Source organism: Burkholderia sp. SIMBA_051, from assembly GCF_046534915.1.
GTDB lineage: Bacteria > Pseudomonadota > Gammaproteobacteria > Burkholderiales > Burkholderiaceae > Burkholderia > Burkholderia ambifaria.
In genome coordinates, this window is the sequence record NZ_JAWRXS010000003.1 from 436,105 (window position 1) to 454,673 (window position 18,569).

Below are 18,569 nucleotides of genomic sequence, written 5' to 3' on the forward strand. Positions count from 1 at the left end.
GTCGGAAAAGTGCGGCGAAAGACGCGGTTGCCGCCGAGGATGGACCGGGTCAGTAACTGCCGTTCGCGAAGCGGGCGATCGGATCGTCCGCGGTGCCGGTGCGCGCGCCGACGGGCGCGGATTGCGTCGACGCACGCCACACCTGCACGGGCTCGATGGTGCGCGGCGACGGCGCGGTGGCGGGCGGCGGTTCGTCGTCGAACGCGGCAGCCTGGGCGGCGGTCAGCGCCGTCGTCGGAATCTGCGTGCCGACCTCTGCCGGGACGGCCGTCGCTGCATTCACGGTCGGGGCGCTCATGTCGCCGCTCGTGGAGCTTGCCTGCTGCCGGGCGGCCTGCATGCGCGACGGCGGCGGTTCGTACGGATCGGCGGCAGGCGCGGCTGCCGGCGCCACCGCAGCGGTCGATACGACGGCCGCTGCTGGCGCGACCGAAGCGGGAGACGGGGCCGCGCTGGCTTGCGCAGCGGTATAGGCGGGCTGGCGTGGCGCGGCGGCAGTCACGACAGCGGCCGGTGCGGCCGGCGGCGCGTCGCGCCGGGCCTCGTAGGTCGGCGTATCGAACGGTGCCGGTGTGCCGCGCGGCGGCGCGACACGGCGAATGCCGTCGAAGCGCTTGGCCCAGTACGGGTTCGTCAGGTAATCGAGCCGTACGGTGCCGCCGGTCGACGGCGCGTTGACGAAGCGCAGCTTGCCGACATAGATGCCGACGTGCGAGTGCGGGCGTCCGGTCGTATTGAAGAAGATCAGGTCGCCCGGCGCTACCTCTTCGGGGTCGATCGACACGCCGCGGCTGCTCATGTCGGCGGTCGTGCGCGGCAGGTTCACGTCGGCCGCGCGGCCGATCACGTAGCGCACGAGCCCGCTGCAGTCGAAACCGCTCGTGGGCGTGTTGCCGCCCCAGCGATACGGCACGCCGACGAGGCTCATCGCCTGGATCGAGATTTCTTCCTGGCCGACGCTGTGATCGACGAATTTCGGGAAATTGGCGGGCGGCGGGAACGCGCGCGGGGTCGTGATCTTCATGCCGGAGGTGCGCGATGCCGACTGCGGCGGCACGCTGGAGCAGGCCGCGAGCAGTGAAACGACGGCGACGGGAACCCAGATTCGAAGCATGAGAAGGCGGACGAGCGCGACGCGCTCGCCAATCGTATGACAACAGACAGACCCGATGGTAGACGTTCCGGCGGGGCTTAGGCAACCATTCCTGAGAATTTACTTGAAGTTTCGTGCGTAAGTGAGGTCGTTGCGTTACGAAGCGTGACCAACGTTTCCGACCCCAAAAATAAAAACGGCGCTCCGGAAACGGAGCGCCGTGTGGCGTCGACGGCCGGCGAAAGCCGGCGTGTCGTGCGTTACAGGATGTCCGACGCGTAGTCGGCGAGCCGCGAGCGTTCACCGCGCGCGAGCGTCACGTGGCCGCTGTGGCCCCAGCCCTTGAAGCGGTCGACGACGTAGGTCAGGCCCGAGCTGCCTTCGGTCAGGTAAGGCGTGTCGATCTGCGCGATGTTGCCGAGGCACACGATCTTCGTGCCGGGGCCCGCGCGCGTCACGAGCGTCTTCATCTGCTTCGGCGTCAGGTTCTGCGCTTCGTCGATGATCAGGTACTTGTCGACGAACGTGCGGCCGCGCATGAAGTTCATGCTCTTCACCTTCAGGCGCGAACGGATCAGCTCCTGCGTCGCCGCACGGCCCCATTCGCCGGCCGCGTCGTCGGTCTTCTGCAGCACCTCGAGGTTGTCGTCGAATGCACCCATCCACGGCTGCATCTTCTCTTCCTCGGTGCCGGGCAGGAAACCGATGTCCTCGCCGACGGGCACGGTCGCGCGCGTCACGATGATCTCGTTGTAGCGCTTGTCGTCGAGCACCTGCGCGAGGCCGGCCGCGAGCGCGACGAGCGTCTTGCCGGTGCCGGCCTGGCCAAGCAGCGTGACGAAGTCGATCTCGGGGTTCATCAGCAGGTTCAGCGCGAAATTCTGCTCGCGGTTGCGCGCGGTGATGCCCCACACGTTGTTCTTGTGGTGGCTATAGTCGCGCAGCGTCTGCAGCAGCGCCGTCTTGCCGTTCAGTTCGCGGACGATCGCATGGAACGTCGGCTCGCCGTTCTGCGGCTCGAGATAGACGAACTCGTTGACGAGCATCGACGCGACGAGCGGGCCGGTCACGCGGTAGTACGTGGTGCCCGTCTTCGTGTCCTGCCAGCTCTCCATGCCCTTCGCGTGCTTGGTCCAGAAATCCTGCGGCAGCTCGCGCACGCCGTTGTAGAGGAGATCCTTGTCCTCGAGGACCTGGTCGTTGAAGTAGTCTTCAGCGGGCAGGCCGAGCGCGTGCGCCTTGATCCGCATGTTGATGTCTTTCGACACCAGCACGACCTGGCGGTCCGGCCGGTCGCGCTGCAGCGCGCGCACGACGCCGAGGATCTGGTTGTCGGCCTTGCCTTCGGGCAGGCCTTCGATCGGCGCGATGTCCGCGAGCTTCGTCTGGAAGTACAGGCGGCCGAGTGCCTCGCGGCTACCGAGGCGCGACAGCGGAATGCCGGCCGAGATCGGGCCGCCGTCGGCGACCAGCGAGTCGAGCGTGCGGCTCACCTGGCGCGCGTTGCGCGCGACTTCGGACATCCCCTTCTTGTGATTGTCGAGTTCCTCGAGCGTCATCATCGGCAGATAGACGTCGTGTTCCTCGAAGCGGAAGAGGCTGCTCGGGTCGTGCATCAGCACGTTGGTGTCGAGCACGAACAGCTTCTGCAGTTCGGCTTCGGCCGGCTTGCGGCTGCGCGACTTCGTCGCCGCGCCGGCATCGCGCGCGGGCGCCGCGGACGGTTTGCCGGCGGCCGGCTTGTCGTTGCGTGCAACGACCGGCGCGGCGGGGGCCGCGGGGGCTGCCGGCACGGCCGGCGCCGGCATCGGCTGAAGCAACGCGGCCGTCTGCCGGGACTTGCGGCCGCGTGCGGGCGTGCTTGCGGTGTCGTGCTCCGACGACGCGACGGCGCGCAGCGGTGCGGTCGTGTTCGCGGCTTCGGTCATCGGTTGGGCCACGCTGGCCGGACCGTAGTCACCGGCTGTGGATGCGTCCCCTTCGGCGGATTTCTTCGCGGCTTTCGCGGGCCGCGCTTTCGCCTTGTATTCGTCGGGCGGCAGCAGGCTGCCGAGCTTGCTGGGGGGGGTAGGCAAAGGCATGGTGTCCCTCGGGAGGAATCGTGTCGCATGAAGTGCGCCGCTGATCGCATCCTGCGTGACGTAGACGCATGCAGTTTGCGCGCGGTGGCGCACAGGAATTTCGTCGAGCCGGTTCGCCTAAGTGTCGGTCAACTCCTTGACGAGATGACGGCCGGACCGAGAGCCGGCACGCAGTCCATAAAAAAAGCCGCTGCCCCGTGGACCGGGACATGCGGCTCGGCTGATACCGTCGTGATGCGCGTCAGGTGCCGGCAAGCAACGCAACGGGCACCGGCGCAGCTACGAGAAATATGGGGCGAACGGGCATTCATTGCGGCCCAATATAGCGCGGCTCAAAGCGCTTGTACAGCACTTAGCACGTCGTCCACGTGGCCGGGCACCTTGATGCCGCGCCATGCCTGGCGGAGCACGCCGTCGGCGTCGATCAGGAACGTCGAGCGCTCGATTCCGCGCACTTCCTTGCCATACATTTTCTTCATCTTGATGACATCGAACAGCGCGCACAGCGCTTCATCGGCATCGGAGATCAGCGGGAACGGCAGCTCGAGCTTTGCCTTGAAATTGTCATGCGAGCGCAGGCTATCGCGCGACACGCCGATGACTTCGGCGCCAGCCTTCTTGAACTTCGGATAGAGATCGCGGAACTGCAGGCCTTCGGTCGTGCAGCCCGGCGTGTTGTCCTTCGGATAGAAATACAGGACGAGCTTCTTGCCCTTCAGGCCGGACAGCGAAATGTCGCCACCCGTAGCCGGTGCGGTGAAATCGGGAACTTGACGGTCAACTTCGACGGACACGTGTTTCTCCTGTTGTTATGGAAAGCGCCGCTCGGGCGGCGCGGTTCGGCGGGGGGCGCTGCGGCACGCCGCGAGGGCGGGGCGGGCGGTGCCGGCGCGCACGCACGCTCAGTCGGGCTGGACGATCAGTTCGCCGGAGCGGCCGGGGATTTCGCCCCACGTGACAGGGTACGATGGCAGCGAGTCGCGGTCCAGCGTCGCGTGGTAGTCGCCCATCGTCGCAAACGTATGGCCCTGCGCGCGCCAGCCGGCAAGCAGCTGTTCGAACACCGGCGCGAGCTTCTGGCCTTCCAGTTCCGCGTGCAGCGTGAACACCTGGTCGTGCGGATTGGCTTGCGTGAACTTCAGGATGTGCGCGGCGACGTTGTGCGTGTCGATGCCGTCGATGCCGAGCACTTCGTCGAGCGTCGGCAGCGTGGTCGGCATCTGCACGTGCGACAGCGTGCGGCCGCCGACCACCGGCAGGTACGGCGAATGGCCGCGGCCGTCGGATGCGTAGCGCATCCCCCACGCGTCGATCTGCTCGAATGCGGCGTCGTTCATCTGCCAGCCGGCCGCGCCGTGCGTGACGGGCGGTGCGCCGAAGATGTCGATGAAGCGCGCGTGGCTCTTCTGCATTTCACGCGCGGTCCAGTCGCGATCGCGCACGCGCACGTTGTCCTGCCAGTACACGTGATCCCACGTATGGATCCCGCATTCGAAGCCGGCCTCGTGGATCGCGCGCATGTCGGCGATCGCACGGCGGCCGATGTCGGGGCCCGGCAGCAGCACGCCGTACATCAGCTGCTTCACGCCGTAATGCTCGACCACCGACGTGCGCGACACCTTCTTCAGGAAGCCGGGGCGGAACACGCGCCGCAGCGCCCAGCCCGTGTGATCGGGCCCGAGGCTGAAGAGGAAGGTCGCGCGCGCACTGAAGCGGTCGAAGATGCGCGCGAGGTTCGGCACGCCTTCGCGCGTGCCGCGCAGCGTGTCGACGTCGATCTTGAGGACGATACGAGCCAAGCGAGCGTCCCGGTCAGTTCTGCTCGACCAGCGCGCGCGCGTCGGCGACATGGCCGCGATACGCTTCGAAGATCTTGCGCAGTGCGTCGTCGAACGTCGATTGCGGCGCCCACGCGAGTTCCTGCATCGTGTTGTCGATCTTCGGCACGCGGTTCTGCACGTCTTGATAGCCATTGCCGTAGTAAGCGCCCGACGTCGTTTCGACGAGTTGCACCTGCTTCGCGGAGCCGGCGTATTCCGGGTATTCGGCGGCCAGTTCGAGCATCTTGTGCGCGAGCTCGCGAACCGAGAAGTTATTCTTCGGATTCCCGATGTTGTAGATCTTGCCCGACGCGACGCCGTTCTTGTTGTCGATGATCTTCATCAGCGCGCTGATGCCGTCGTCGATGTCGGTGAACGCGCGCTTCTGCGAGCCGCCGTCGACGAGGCTGATGTTCTCGCCGCGCACGATGTGGCCGAGGAACTGCGTGACGACGCGCGAGCTGCCTTCCTTCGGCGTGTAGATCGAGTCGAGGCCCGGGCCGATCCAGTTGAACGGGCGGAACAGCGTGAAGTTCAGGCCTTCCATCCCGTAGCCCCAGATCACGCGGTCCATCAGCTGCTTCGAGCACGCGTAGATCCAGCGCGGCTTGTTGATCGGGCCGTAGGTGAGCGCCGATGCGTCCGGATCGAACTCCTCGTCCGAGCACATGCCGTAGACCTCGGAGGTCGACGGAAACACGAGGTGCTTGCCGTACTTGACAGCCGAACGCACGATCGGCAGGTTCGCCTCGAAGTCGAGCTCGAACACGCGCAGCGGCTGCTTGACGTAGGTCGCGGGCGTCGCGATCGCCACGAGCGGCAGGATCACGTCGCACTTCTTCACGTGATACTCGACCCACTCCTTGTTGATCGTGATGTCGCCTTCGAAGAAGTGCATCCGTTCGTGGTTGACGAGGTCGCCCAGCCGATCGGTCTGCATGTCCATGCCGAACACTTCCCAATCGGTGGTTTCAAGAATGCGCTTCGACAGGTGATGGCCGATGAAGCCGTTCACACCCAGGATCAGGACTTTTTTTGCTTTCATGAATGACGGGAAGAATGAATGAACTGCGCGAATTCCGCGGGCGTCACGACGGTTTCGCTGCCGTCGCGCTGCTGCCACAGCTCGAGAATGGATAGGGCGCGGCTGTCGCCGCAGACGCCGAATAGCGCATTATCGCTTACGTGCAGGCCGGGCGGCAAATCTGCCGCCGCCGCGGCGGCGGCGCTGCCGGGCGCCGCAAGGCGCGCGCGGGCGATCACGAAGCGCGTGTCGCCGACGTCGGTGAATGCGCCCGGATACGGGGGCGCGACCGCGCGCACCAGGTTGTAGACCTGCGCGGCCGGCTTCGACCAGTCGATGCGGCCGTCTTCCGGCTTGCGGCCGCCGTAGTAGCTGCCGTTCGCGAGCTCGTTCGGCAGGTGCGGCGCCTCGCCGGCGAGCAGCGCGGGCAGCACGCGCCAGAGCGTCTGCTCGGCGGCCACCGTCACCTTGTCGAACACCTGCGCGGCCGTGTCGTCCGGCAGGATCGGCACCGCGGTCTGGCCGATGATCGCGCCGGCATCCGGCTTCGCGGCCATCTCGTGCAGCGTCGCGCCGGTTTCCGTTTCGCCGTTCAGCACGGCCCAGTTGGTCGGTACCCGACCCCGGTATTTCGGCAGCAGCGAACCGTGCATGTTGTAGGCGCCGCGCGGCGCGATCGCGAGCAGGTCCACCGGCAGCATGTGGCGGTAATAGAACGAGAAGATGAAGTCCGGCTGCGCGTCGGCCACCGCGCGGCGCAGCGCCGGGTCGGCGGGGTCGGCCGGCGTGGCGACGGGAATCCCGTGCTCGGCGGCAACCGATGCGACGCTGCCGAACCAGATGTTCTCGTTCGGGTTGTCCTCGTGCGTGACGACGAGCGCGACGTCGACGCCGCGTGCAAGCAGCACCTGCAGGCAGCGCACGCCGACGTTGTGATACGCGAAGACGACGGCGCGCGGCTTCATTGCGCGGCCTCCGAGCGGTTCATGCCCGGCACCGCCGGGATGCCGTCGTGCTGTTCGAGCACGGCCTGGATCAGGTAGCGCGGCCGCGCACGCACCTGCTGGTAGATGCGGCCGACGTATTCGCCGAGCAGGCCGAGCGCGAAGATGATCACGCCGAGCAGGAAGAACGTGATCGCGAACAGCGTGAATACGCCTTGCACTTCCGCGCCGACGATGAAGCGGCGCACGAGCAGCAGCACGAACAGCGCGGCGGAGCCGAGCGACAGGATCACGCCGATGAACGACAGCCACTGCAGCGGCACGACCGAGAAGCCCGTCACGAGGTCGAAGTTCAGCCGGATCAGGCTGTACAGCGAGTACTTCGACTCGCCCGCGAAGCGCTCCTCGTGCGCGACCTCGATTTCGGTCGGGTTCTGCGCGAACGTGTACGCGAGCGCGGGGATGAACGTGTTGACCTCGCCGCACACGTTGATCGTGTCGATGATGCGGCGGCTGTACGCGCGCAGCATGCAGCCCTGGTCGGTCATCTTGATCCGCGTGATGCGTTCGCGCAGCCGGTTCATCATCTGCGACGCCTTGCGCCGCCACAGGCTGTCCTGACGCTGCTTGCGGATCGAGCCGACGTAGTCGTAGCCCGCGCGCATCTTCTCGATCAGCTTGCCGATTTCCTCCGGCGGGTTCTGCAGGTCGGCATCGAGCGTGATGACGATGTCGCCGCGCGACTGCGCGAAGCCGGCGAGGATCGCCATGTGCTGACCGTAGTTGCCGTTGAGCAGCACGACGCGCGTCGTGTCGGGACGCACGTGGAACTGGTCCGCGAGCATCGCGGCCGAGCGGTCGCGGCTGCCGTCGTTGATCAGGATCACTTCGTACGACGTGCCGAGTGCGTCGAGTGCCGGGTAGAGCCGCGCGAACAGCGCAGCCAGGCCCTCTTCCTCGTTGTACACGGGGATGATGACCGATACCTCCGGGTTCGCGGCGCCCGGATGCCCGGCGCGTGCTTCAAGGTGATTCATGTACGCTTATTTTCCGTATTGATCGCAAATCTGGTTGATGGCGTCGGCCACGCGACGCACGTCGTCTTCGGTCATCTGCGTGAAGAGCGGCAGCGTGACGGTCGACGCGCCGTATCGTTCGGCGTGGGGGAACATGCCCTCCTTGAAGCCGCGCGCACGATACAGCGTGAAAAGATGGACGGCCGGGTAGTGGACGCCCGTGCCGATCCCGCGTTCCTTCATCTGCGCCATGAAATCGGCGCGCGAGATCGACAAGCGCTCGAGCGGCAGCGTGACCTGGAACATGTGCCAGTTGCTGTTCTCGAAATCGGCGACGGGCAGGCCGAGGCCGAGCTTCACGGCCGGGCCGTCGCCGAGCGCGGCGAAATACGCGCGCGCGAGCGCACGGCGCTGCGCGGTGAAGCGCTCGAGGTGCGGCAGCTGGCCGAGACCGACGCGCGCGGCGACGTCGGTCAGGTTGTACTTGCCGCCGAGCACGTCGCAGTCCATCCCGTCCAGGCCGGTGCGCGTGATGCCCTGCAGCCGGTACTTCTGCGCGAGCGTCGCCTCGTCCTCGTCGTTCAGCACCAGCGCGCCGCCTTCGATCGTCGTCAGGTTCTTGTTCGCGTGGAAGCTGAACGACACGATGTCGCCGAACGCGCCGATGCGCTTGCCGTGCCACGTCGAGCCGAGCGCCTGCGCGGCGTCCTCGATCACGCGCAGGCTGTGTGCGCGCGCGATCGCGTACAGGCGGTCCATGTCGACCGGCAGGCCGGCCAGGTAGACCGGGATGATCGCCTTGGTGCGCGGCGTGATCGCCTGCTCGAGCTTGTCGAGGTCGATGTTGCGCGTGACCGGGTCGATGTCGGCGAACACGGGCGTCGCGCCGGTCTCGAGAATCACGTTGCTGGTCGACACCCACGTGGCCGGCGTCGTGATCACCTCGTCGCCGGGGCCGACGCCTGCGATGCGCAGGCCGATCTCGAGCGTGCAGGTGCCCGAATTGAACGCGCGGACCGGACGGCCGCCGCAATACTCGGACAGCGCGGCTTCGAATTTCTGGCTTTGCGGGCCGGTGGTGATCCAGCCCGAGCGCAGCACCTCGACGACGCCCTGGATGGTTTCCTCATCGATCTCGGGGCGGGTGAACGGCAGAAACGGAGCGGTAGTCTGGCTCATGAACACGTTAGCCTGTAATGGCGTGTAATAAAGGGGTCGGGCGGTCCGGCCCGAAACCGGCATTAAACACCGGTTGGCGGATTCGTACCGTGATTTTTTGTAGGCGGACGCTTAATGCGCGTGAGTGCATCCGGGCCCGCCGGGCACGCTCAACTGCGCGCGAGCACGAGCACGCCGATCAGGATGATGCCGATCCCGACGAGCCGCTGGACCGACAGCACTTCGCCGAACAGGTACCACGCTGCGAACGCGTTGACCACGTAGCCGAGCGACAGCATCGGATACGCGATCGACACGTCGACCCGCGACAGCCCGACAATCCACACGACGACGCTCAGCACGTAGCAGGCGAGGCCGCCGATGATCGGCAGCTGGGTCGCGATCTTCAGCCCGACCGGGATGATGTTCGCGCGGCTGAATTCGAAGTGTCCAACTGCGTTGACGCCGGCTTTCAGCAGAAGTTGCGCACAGGCGTTGAGCATCACGCCGGTGATGATGCAGACGAGCGAAACGGGATTCATGCGGTGGACGTCCTTACGATTGCGGTTTCTCGACGATCACGCGGCGGTTGTCGCGCGCGATCACGCGCATCGGCACGCCTTGCTTGACCAGCGTGTCGTACTGGCCGGTCGGCATGATCGCGAGCGCATGGGTTTCCTGTTTCCAGCGTTCGATCCATTGGCCGACGGTCGGGATCCATTTGTTCGGCTCGACCGAGATGCCGAAGGCGAGCTCGTCCTGGCGCTGGACCATGATCGTCGTGTGGCCCATATAGAACGGGAACGTGTGATCGAGCATCTCGATCGAGTAGAACGGCGTGTCGGGCGGCAGCGTCGCCAGTTCGGCGCGCACGGTGGGCGCGAGCAGCGCGCCCGAGCTGTAGCGGCCGAACTCGTCGTGACCGGTGCCGCCGATCGTGCCGAACGCGAGCCACGCGGCGCCGAACGCGGCGATCGCGGCCGCGACGCCCACGCGGCGGTTCAGCCACGCGGCGGCGAGCGTCAGCGCGGCCGCGACCGCGAGGCCCGCGTACAGCCACATCTGGAACGCGCGATACAGCGCGTTCGGCGTGCGGGCATCACCCTGGTACGCGAGGAAGATGATCCCGAACGCCGCGACGACGAAGAACACGAGGTAGCCGAGCAGGTGGCGGCGGAACCGCTCCGCGGTCAGCAGCGGCAGGTACGCGCCGATCATCAGCGCGAGCGCCGGCGCGACCGGCAGCACATACGAGATCAGCTTCGAATGCGACACGCTGAAGAACACGAAGATGAACGCGCTCCAGATCAGCAGCACGAGCATCGGGGAGAAGCCGTTCGGCTGGCGCGGCATGCGCAGCGCGTGACGGATGCTCTGCCACGCGACCGACAGCCACGGCAGGAAGCCGACCAGCAGCACCGGCACGAAGTAGTAGAGCGGGCCCGGGCGGTTCTGTTCCGGGGTCAGGTAGCGGCGGAACTGCTGGACGATGAAGAAGAAGTTGAAGAACTCGGGGTTGCGCTGCTGGACGAGTACGAACCACGGCGTGACGATCGCGAAGAAGATCACGAGGCCGCTCACCAGATAGAGCCGCTTCCACAGTGCCCAGTCGCGGGCGACCAGCGTATAGAGCACCAGCACGGCGCCGGGCAGGATCACGCCGACGAGGCCTTTCGACAGTACGGCGAACGCCATCGCGGCCCAGCACGCCCACATCCAGCCGCGCACCGCGCCCGCGCGCAGCCCGGGGCGCTGCGCGAGCAGCAGCGAGCAGAGCGACAGCGCCATCCAGAACGCGAGCCCCATGTCGAGCGCGTTGAAGTGGCCCATCAGGTTCCAGTACGGCGAGCACGCGAGCACGACGGCCGCGAGGAAGCCCGACAGCGGGTTGAACAGGCGCGCGCCGGTGAAGCCGACCAGCAGCACGCCGGCGAAGCTGGCGAGGCCCGTATAGAGGCGCGCCTGCCATTCGCCGATGCCGAACCAGGCGAAGGTCAGCGCGTTCAGCCAGGTCTGCAGCGGCGGCTTCTCGAAGTACTTGTAGCCGTTATAGCGCGGCGTGATCCAGTCGCCGGTGACGAACATTTCCCGGGCCATCTCCGCGTAGCGGCCTTCGTCGCTCGGGATCAGGTGGCGCAGCCCGAGCGGCGCGAACCAGACGATCGCGAGCGCGAGGAACAGAAGGGCGAGCGTGATGCGATTGAGCGGTAGCCTCGACGGCGTATCGTTCATGGATGTTGAGCCTGTTGGTTGTTGTGATGGGCCGCCGGCGGGTTGCGCCGGGGGCGGGCGGCCTGCCGGGTATCGATCCGGTGATGATCCGGGGATCGACCCGGTGCGCCGGCCCGTGTTTTACCGCATCGGGGATTAACGTTCAATTAAGAGCGCGGCGGCGACTTTGCGGCCCTCGGCCATCAGGATGTTGTAGGTGCGGCAGGCGGCCTGGAAATCCATCGTCTCGACGCCGATTCGCTTGGCCGTGAGCGCGGCCACGAGCCGCGGGTGCGGGAAGCGCAGCCGCGCGCCGCTGCCGAAGATCACGAGTTCGGGCGCCGGGTCGAGCAGCATCGCGAAATGCTCGGGCGCGAGTGCGTCGAACGACGACACCGGCCATTCCCGCACCGGTGCGCCGGGCAGTACGATGACGCTCCCTTCGTGGCGTTGGAGGTTGACGTCGACATAATCGGGGCCGTAGCCGGTGACGGTGTTGAGCGCGCCGCTCGTGTCCTGGTGCAGTTTCAAATCGTTAATCCGCGGTTTCCGTAGGGGAGTGTCTGGCACGGGCCGCACGGGCCCGGGCGGCCGGTTTCGCGAGCCGGCGCACACGGGACGCCTGACGGCGCGGGCCCGCAGCGGCCATGGTGCATTGCGAAAGTCGGCCAAAATCCGCTAAATTATAACTTTTTGGTCGCCCCCGGGCGCCACTTGCGTCGTGCGTCGTCACAAGCGCCGTCCGACCGCCCGCTTTTTCCCAGTCTAGACAGCGCGCACAGACCGTCCGCTCTCCAGTTTTGATCCCGTCCCCCGGCCGCAAGGCCAACCCAGGAACCGTGTCGTCGTGAAACCGATTCAGAAGTCGAACAAGCTGCTCAACGTCTGCTACGACATCCGTGGCCCGGTGCTCGAGCACGCGAAGCGCCTCGAGGAAGAAGGCCACCGCATCATCAAGCTGAACATCGGCAACCTCGCGCCGTTCGGGTTCGACGCGCCGGACGAGATCATCCAGGACATGATCCGCAACCTGCCGGCGTCGTCCGGCTATTCGGATTCGAAGGGGGTGTTCTCGGCCCGCAAGGCCGTGATGCACTACACGCAGCAAAAGGGCGTGGTCGGCGTCGGCCTCGACGACATCTACATCGGCAACGGCGCGTCCGAACTGATCGTGATGGCGACCCAGGCGCTGCTGAACGACGGCGACGAGGTGCTGCTGCCGGCGCCCGACTATCCGCTGTGGACGGCCGCCGTGAGCCTGTCGGGCGGCACGCCCGTGCATTACGTGTGCGACGAGCAGAACGCGTGGATGCCCGACCTGGACGACATCCGCCGCAAGATCACGCCGAACACCAAGGCGATCGTCGTGATCAACCCGAACAACCCGACGGGCGCCCTTTATTCCGACGAATTGCTGCTCGAGCTGCTCGGGATCGCGCGCGAGCACGGGCTGATCGTGTTCGCCGACGAGGTCTACGACAAGATCGTCTACGACGGGCTGGAGCACACCGCGCTCGGCTCGCTGTCGGAAGACGTGATCACCGTCACGTTCAACAGCCTGTCGAAGAGCTATCGCTCGTGCGGCTACCGCGCGGGCTGGATGGCCGTGTCGGGCCTGGGCGGCGACAATCGCCGGCGCGCGAAGGATTACCTGGAAGGCCTCGGGATCCTGTCGTCGATGCGCCTGTGCGCGAACGTGCCCGGGCAGTTCGCGATCCAGACCGCGCTCGGCGGCTACCAGAGCATCAACGAGCTGATCGTGCCGAGCGGGCGCCTGTACAAGCAGCGCGAGCTCGCGTATGACATGCTCACGTCGATTCCCGGCGTGACCTGCGTGAAGCCGCAGGCCGCGCTGTACATGTTCCCGCGCCTCGATCCCAAGCTCTATCCGATCCAGAACGACCAGCAGTTCATCCTCGACCTGTTGCTCGAGGAGCGTGTGCTGCTCGTGCAGGGAACGGGCTTCAACTGGGCGGCCCCGGATCACTTCCGCGTGGTGTTCCTGCCGAACCTCGACGACCTGACCGATTCGATCAACCGGATCGCGCGCTTCCTCGACGGCTATCGCAAGCGCCATTCCGTCTGAGCGGACGGGTCCCCCGGCATTCAATCATTCATTCTTACTCATCGACCACACGCAGCATGGAACCGATCAAAGTTGGCCTGTTGGGCTTCGGCACCGTCGGCAGCGGCACCTTCACGGTGCTGAACCGCAACCAGGAAGAAATCAAGCGCCGCGCGGGGCGCGGCATCGAGGTCGCGCGCATTGCCGTGCGCAACCCGGCCAAGGCGCAGGCCGCGCTCGGCGGCGACACCGGCGGCGCGCAGATCACCGATGATTTCAACGCGGTGGTGGACGATCCGTCGATCGCGATCATCGCCGAGATGATCGGCGGCACGGGCATCGCGCGCGAGCTCGTGCTGCGCGCGATCGCGAACGGCAAGCACGTCGTGACGGCGAACAAGGCGCTGCTCGCGGTGCACGGCACCGAGATCTTCGAAGCCGCGCGCGCGAAGGGCGTGATGGTCGCGTTCGAGGCGGCCGTCGCCGGCGGCATTCCGATCATCAAGGCGCTGCGCGAAGGCCTGACCGCCAACCGCATCCAGTACATCGCGGGCATCATCAACGGCACGACGAACTACATCCTGTCGGAAATGCGCGACCGCGGGCTCGACTTCGCGACCGCGCTGAAGGCCGCGCAGGAGCTCGGCTACGCGGAAGCCGATCCGACCTTCGACATCGAAGGCGTCGACGCCGCGCACAAGGCGACCATCATGAGCGCGATCGCGTTCGGCGTGCCGGTCCAGTTCGACCGCGCGTACGTCGAAGGCATCAGCAAGCTCGACGCGACCGACATCCGCTACGCGGAAGAGCTCGGCTACCGGATCAAGCTGCTCGGCATCACGCGCCGCGCCGAAAACGGCATCGAGCTGCGCGTGCATCCGACGCTGATTCCCGAGAAGCGCCTGCTCGCGAACGTCGAAGGCGCGATGAACGCGGTCGTCGTGCACGGCGACGCGGTCGGCACGACGCTGTACTACGGCAAGGGCGCGGGCGCGGAACCGACCGCGTCGGCGGTCGTCGCGGATCTCGTCGACGTCACGCGCCTGCACACGGCCGACCCCGAGCATCGCGTGCCGCATCTCGCGTTCCAGCCGGACCGCCTGTCGAACACGCCGATCCTGCCGATCGACGAAGTGACGAGCGGCTACTACCTGCGCCTGCGCGTGGCCGACCAGACGGGCGTGCTCGCGGACATCACGCGCCTGCTCGCCGAGACGGGCATCTCGATCGACGCGCTGCTGCAGAAGGAATCGGAGCAGGTCGACGACGCGAACGGCGAAACCGACATCGTCCTGATCACGCACGAGACGCTCGAGAAGCACGTCAACAAGGCGATCGCGCAGATCGAAAGCCTCGCGACGGTGGTCTCGAAGGTGACGAAGCTGCGCATGGAAGCGCTGAACTGAGGACCAGGAACGACATGAACTACATCTCCACGCGCGGCGCCGGCATCGGCGAGCGCCACACGTTCTCCGACATCCTGCTCGGCGGTCTCGCGAAGGACGGCGGGCTGTATCTGCCGGCCGAGTATCCGAAGGTGTCGGCCGACGAACTCGCGCGCTGGCGCGCGCTGCCGTACGCGGATCTCGCGTTCGAGATCCTGTCGAAGTTCTGCGACGACGTGCCGGCCGACGACCTGCGCGCGATCACGCGCCGCACGTATACGGCCGCCGTGTACAGCAACACGCGCCATGGCGAGAACGCGTCCGACATCACCCCGCTGAAGACGCTCGGCACCGAGAACGGCACCGCGCTGTCGCTGCTCGAACTGTCGAACGGCCCGACGCTCGCGTTCAAGGACATGGCGATGCAGTTGCTCGGCAACCTGTTCGAGTACACGCTCGCGAAGCACGGCGACGCGCTGAACATTCTCGGCGCGACGTCGGGCGACACGGGCAGCGCGGCCGAATACGCGATGCGCGGCAAGGCCGGCGTGCGCGTGTTCATGCTGTCGCCGCACAAGAAGATGAGCGCGTTCCAGACGGCCCAGATGTTCAGCCTGCAGGATCCGAACATCTTCAACCTCGCGGTCGAAGGCGTGTTCGACGACTGCCAGGACATCGTGAAGGCCGTGTCGAACGATCACGCGTTCAAGGCGCAGCAGAAGATCGGCACGGTCAACTCGATCAACTGGGCGCGCGTCGTCGCGCAGGTCGTGTACTACTTCAAGGGCTATTTCGCGGCGACGCAGTCCAATGAAGAACGCGTGTCGTTCACGGTGCCGTCGGGCAACTTCGGCAACGTCTGCGCGGGTCACATCGCGCGGATGATGGGCCTGCCGATCGCGAAGCTCGTGGTCGCGACCAACGAGAACGACGTGCTCGACGAGTTCTTCCGCACCGGCGCCTATCGCGTGCGCAGCGCGGAGAACACGTATCACACGAGCAGCCCGAGCATGGACATCTCGAAGGCGTCGAACTTCGAACGCTTCGTGTTCGACCTGCTCGGCCGCGATCCGGCGCGCGTGATGCAACTGTTCCGCGACGTCGAGGAGAAGGGTGGTTTCGACCTCGCGGCGAGCGGCGATTTCGCGCGCGTGGCCGAATTCGGCTTCGTGTCGGGCAGCAGCAGCCACACGGACCGCATCGCGACGATCCGCGACGTGTTCTCGCGCTACGACACGATGATCGACACGCATACGGCCGACGGCGTGAAGGTCGCGCGCGAGCATCTCGACGCGGGCGTGCCGATGGTCGTGCTCGAGACGGCCCAGCCGATCAAGTTCGGCGAGACGATCCGCGAAGCGCTCGATCGCGAAGCCGAGCGGCCGGCCGCATTCGACGGGCTCGAGGCGCTGCCGCAGCGTTTCGAGGTCGTGAAGGCCGACGCGCAACAGGTGAAGGACTTCATCGCCGCGCACACGGGCGCGTAACGCAGCGCCGGGCTGCCGGGCTCCCCCCGGCGGCACAGGACGGCCGGAATGCCGATTCGTCGCACGGATCGGGGTTCCGGCCGTTTCGTTTGGTGGCGGCCGCGCGGAGGTCGTCCGATGCCGCGCGAAGCCAGTGTCAGTGCCGCGCGTTCGCGCCGATCACAGTTGTCGCATGTCCGCCATATCGCACGTGCGCGCGACGGCGTCGCTACAATGACGTATTGATTCCAACGATCCCCCGATTCCCTCGATGTCGAACCCGAATTCCGTGGCGCCGCGCGCGCCGATGCTGTCGACCGCGGAAGCGCTCGCCGCGCTGCTCGATGCCGCGAAGCCGCTGCCCGGCGCCGAAACCGTCGCCACGCTCGACGCGCTCGGCCGCGTGCTGGCAGCCGACGTGAGCTCGCCGCTCGACGTGCCGCCGATGCATACGAGCGCGATGGACGGCTATGCGGTGCGGGTCGCCGACCTGATGCACGGCGATCGGCGCCTGCCGGTGTCGCAGCGGATCCCGGCCGGCCATCCGGCCGCGCCGCTCGCGGCGGGCACGGCCGCCCGGATCTTCACCGGTGCGACGGTGCCGCCCGGCGCCGACGCCGTCGTGATGCAGGAACAGGCGTCGGCCGACGGCGACGCGGTCGAGATCCTGCATACGCCGAAGGCCGGTGAATGGATCACCGCGCAGGGCGCGGACATCCGCCAGGGTTCGGTGATCCTGCCGGCCGGCACGCGGCTCACGCCGCAGGCGCTCGGCCTGGCAGCATCGGTCGGCTGCGCGCGGCTGTCGGTCGCGCGGCGGCCGCGGGTCGCGGTGTTCTTCACCGGCGACGAACTGACGATGCCGGGCGAGCCGCTGAAGCCCGGCGCGATCTACAACTCGAACCGCTTCACGCTGCGCGGGCTGCTGGAGCGGCTCGGCTGCCACGTGACCGACTACGGGATCGTGCCCGACTCGCTCGCCGCGACCCGCGACACGCTGCGCGAGGCCGCGCGCGATCACGACGTGATCCTGACGAGCGGCGGCGTATCGGTCGGCGACGAGGATCACGTGAAGCCGGCCGTCGAGGCCGAAGGGCGGCTCTCGCTGTGGCAGATCGCGATGAAGCCCGGCAAGCCGCTCGCGTTCGGCGCGGTGCGCCGCGGCGACGAGCGTCCCGACGCGCACTTCATCGGGCTGCCGGGCAACCCCGTGTCGAGCTTCGTCACGTTCCTGTTGTTCGTGCGGCCGTTCCTGCTGCGCCTGTCCGGCGTGCGTGACGTCGCGCCGCGCGCGCTGTCGCTGCGGGCGGATTTCTCGCAAAGCAAGGGCGACCGGCGCAACGAATTCCTGCGCGCGCGCGTCAATGCGGCCGGCGGCCTCGACCTGTTCCCGAACCAGAGTTCGGCGGTGCTGACGTCGACGGTCTGGGGCGATGGCCTGATCGACAATCCGCCGCAGCACGCGATCAGCGCAGGCGAAACCGTGCGTTTCATTCCGTTTTCCGAACTGCTGTCGTAACGCGACGGCTTCCCGACCTATGAAGATTCAGCTGAAATTCTTTGCAAGCGTGCGCGAGGCGCTGGGCGTGTCCGACGAGCAGGCCGACGTGCCCGACGGCGTGACGACCGTCGGCGACGTGCGCGCATGGCTGCGCCTGCGCGGCGGCGCGTGGGCCGAGACGCTCGCCGAAGGGCGCGCGTTGCGCATGGCGTGCAATCACGAAATGACCGACCCCGACACGCGGCTCACCGACGGCTGCGAGGTCGCGTTTTTTCCGCCGGTGACGGGCGGATGAGGGGGGTGTCATGGCAACGATACGAATCCAGACCGACGATTTCGACCTGAACGCCGAAGTGGCGGCATTGCGCGCGCGCAATCCGAAAATCGGTGCGGTCGCGTGCTTCGTCGGCACCGTGCGTGACCTGAACGAAGGCGATTCGGTCGCCGCGATGGAGCTCGAGCACTATCCGGGGATGACCGAGAAGGCGCTCGAGAAGATCGCCGCCGAGGCCGGCCGGCGCTGGCCCGGCATCGACGTCGCGATCGTGCATCGCGTCGGCCGCTTGCTGCCGCTCGACCAGATCGTGATGGTCGCCACCGTCGCGTCGCACCGCGGCGACGCGTTCGCGTCGTGCGAGTTCGTGATGGATTACCTGAAGACCGAGGCGCCGTTCTGGAAAAAGGAAACGACGCCGGACGGCGAACGCTGGGTCGATGCCCGCAGCGCCGACGATGCGGCGCTCGCGCGCTGGGGCGTCGAATCGGGTAACACGCGGCGCTGAGCGCGGCATTCGCGGCGTGCGGC

The 18,569-nt window shown here is 66.9% G+C and carries 17 protein-coding genes and 1 pseudogene; 7 read left to right on the forward strand and 11 right to left on the reverse strand.

Annotated elements, in window-relative coordinates; translation table 11 throughout:
- Positions 1-49: 49 nt before the first annotated feature.
- Together SB771_RS09500 and SB771_RS09505 are read right to left on the reverse strand one after the other, a co-directional pair.
- The gene (locus tag SB771_RS09500) at positions 50-1,114 is read right to left on the reverse strand and encodes a C40 family peptidase (protein ID WP_175660631.1); all 1,065 of its coding nucleotides are present in this window, start codon (positions 1,112-1,114) and stop codon (positions 50-52) included.
- 239 nt (positions 1,115-1,353) lie between these two features.
- Positions 1,354-3,174 (reverse strand): PhoH family protein, encoded by a 1,821-nt coding sequence (locus tag SB771_RS09505; protein ID WP_012364032.1) that lies wholly within the window; start codon positions 3,172-3,174, stop codon positions 1,354-1,356.
- Here SB771_RS09505 and SB771_RS09510 point away from each other — a divergent pair.
- Positions 3,070-3,314, forward strand: a pseudogene (locus SB771_RS09510) (hypothetical protein); the annotation flags it as partial. The gene SB771_RS09505 and the pseudogene SB771_RS09510 overlap by 105 nt on opposite strands.
- 192 nt (positions 3,315-3,506) lie before the next feature.
- On the opposite strand, the gene SB771_RS09515 reads toward SB771_RS09510, so the two are convergent.
- From SB771_RS09515 to SB771_RS09555, 9 genes are all read right to left on the reverse strand, one after another.
- Entirely contained in the window at positions 3,507-3,968 is a 462-nt protein-coding gene (locus SB771_RS09515) for a peroxiredoxin (RefSeq protein ID WP_011657063.1), read from the reverse strand.
- A gap of 108 nt (positions 3,969-4,076) precedes the next feature.
- Positions 4,077-4,973 (reverse strand): polysaccharide deacetylase family protein, encoded by an 897-nt coding sequence (locus SB771_RS09520; protein ID WP_011657062.1) that lies wholly within the window; start codon positions 4,971-4,973, stop codon positions 4,077-4,079.
- A gap of 13 nt (positions 4,974-4,986) precedes the next feature.
- Positions 4,987-6,039: a bifunctional UDP-4-keto-pentose/UDP-xylose synthase gene (locus SB771_RS09525; RefSeq protein ID WP_011657061.1), complete on the reverse strand. Its 1,053-nt coding sequence runs from the start codon at positions 6,037-6,039 to the stop codon at positions 4,987-4,989.
- The gene (locus tag SB771_RS09530; RefSeq protein ID WP_126228006.1) at positions 6,036-6,983 is read right to left on the reverse strand and encodes a formyltransferase; all 948 of its coding nucleotides are present in this window, start codon (positions 6,981-6,983) and stop codon (positions 6,036-6,038) included. The genes SB771_RS09525 and SB771_RS09530 overlap by 4 nt, the downstream gene beginning before the upstream one ends.
- Positions 6,980-7,999 (reverse strand): glycosyltransferase, encoded by a 1,020-nt coding sequence (locus tag SB771_RS09535; RefSeq protein ID WP_175660632.1) that lies wholly within the window; start codon positions 7,997-7,999, stop codon positions 6,980-6,982. The genes SB771_RS09530 and SB771_RS09535 overlap by 4 nt, the downstream gene beginning before the upstream one ends.
- A gap of 6 nt (positions 8,000-8,005) precedes the next feature.
- The gene (locus tag SB771_RS09540; protein ID WP_175660633.1) at positions 8,006-9,157 is read right to left on the reverse strand and encodes a DegT/DnrJ/EryC1/StrS family aminotransferase; all 1,152 of its coding nucleotides are present in this window, start codon (positions 9,155-9,157) and stop codon (positions 8,006-8,008) included.
- A 149-nt stretch (positions 9,158-9,306) separates the two neighbouring features.
- Positions 9,307-9,678 carry an SMR family transporter gene (locus tag SB771_RS09545; RefSeq protein WP_175655613.1) on the reverse strand — a complete coding sequence of 124 codons (372 nt, stop codon included), beginning with the start codon at positions 9,676-9,678 and terminating at the stop codon, positions 9,307-9,309.
- 13 nt (positions 9,679-9,691) lie between these two features.
- A complete protein-coding gene (locus SB771_RS09550; RefSeq protein WP_175660634.1) occupies positions 9,692-11,368 on the reverse strand; it encodes a glycosyltransferase family 39 protein in 1,677 nt (558 codons plus the stop codon).
- A gap of 135 nt (positions 11,369-11,503) precedes the next feature.
- Positions 11,504-11,878 carry an Mth938-like domain-containing protein gene (locus tag SB771_RS09555; protein ID WP_041489817.1) on the reverse strand — a complete coding sequence of 125 codons (375 nt, stop codon included), beginning with the start codon at positions 11,876-11,878 and terminating at the stop codon, positions 11,504-11,506.
- A gap of 316 nt (positions 11,879-12,194) precedes the next feature.
- On the opposite strand from SB771_RS09555, the gene SB771_RS09560 reads away from it, so the two are divergent.
- The 6 genes from SB771_RS09560 (at position 12,195) to SB771_RS09585 (ending at position 18,546) form a co-directional block, all read left to right on the forward strand.
- Positions 12,195-13,433, forward strand: a complete 1,239-nt coding sequence (locus SB771_RS09560; protein ID WP_006754745.1) for a pyridoxal phosphate-dependent aminotransferase — start codon at positions 12,195-12,197, stop codon at positions 13,431-13,433.
- A gap of 56 nt (positions 13,434-13,489) precedes the next feature.
- A complete protein-coding gene (locus SB771_RS09565; RefSeq protein ID WP_011657053.1) occupies positions 13,490-14,818 on the forward strand; it encodes a homoserine dehydrogenase in 1,329 nt (442 codons plus the stop codon).
- A gap of 14 nt (positions 14,819-14,832) precedes the next feature.
- Complete coding sequence (thrC, locus tag SB771_RS09570; protein ID WP_175660635.1) at positions 14,833-16,284, forward strand: threonine synthase; 1,452 nt, start codon at positions 14,833-14,835, stop codon at positions 16,282-16,284.
- Between the two features lie 250 nt (positions 16,285-16,534).
- Positions 16,535-17,782, forward strand: a complete 1,248-nt coding sequence (gene glp / locus SB771_RS09575; RefSeq protein ID WP_175660636.1) for a gephyrin-like molybdotransferase Glp — start codon at positions 16,535-16,537, stop codon at positions 17,780-17,782.
- A gap of 19 nt (positions 17,783-17,801) precedes the next feature.
- Complete coding sequence (moaD, locus tag SB771_RS09580) at positions 17,802-18,059, forward strand: molybdopterin converting factor subunit 1 (protein ID WP_006758354.1); 258 nt, start codon at positions 17,802-17,804, stop codon at positions 18,057-18,059.
- A gap of 10 nt (positions 18,060-18,069) precedes the next feature.
- The gene (locus SB771_RS09585) at positions 18,070-18,546 is read left to right on the forward strand and encodes a molybdenum cofactor biosynthesis protein MoaE (protein ID WP_011657050.1); all 477 of its coding nucleotides are present in this window, start codon (positions 18,070-18,072) and stop codon (positions 18,544-18,546) included.
- The last annotated feature ends 23 nt before the right edge of the window (positions 18,547-18,569 follow it).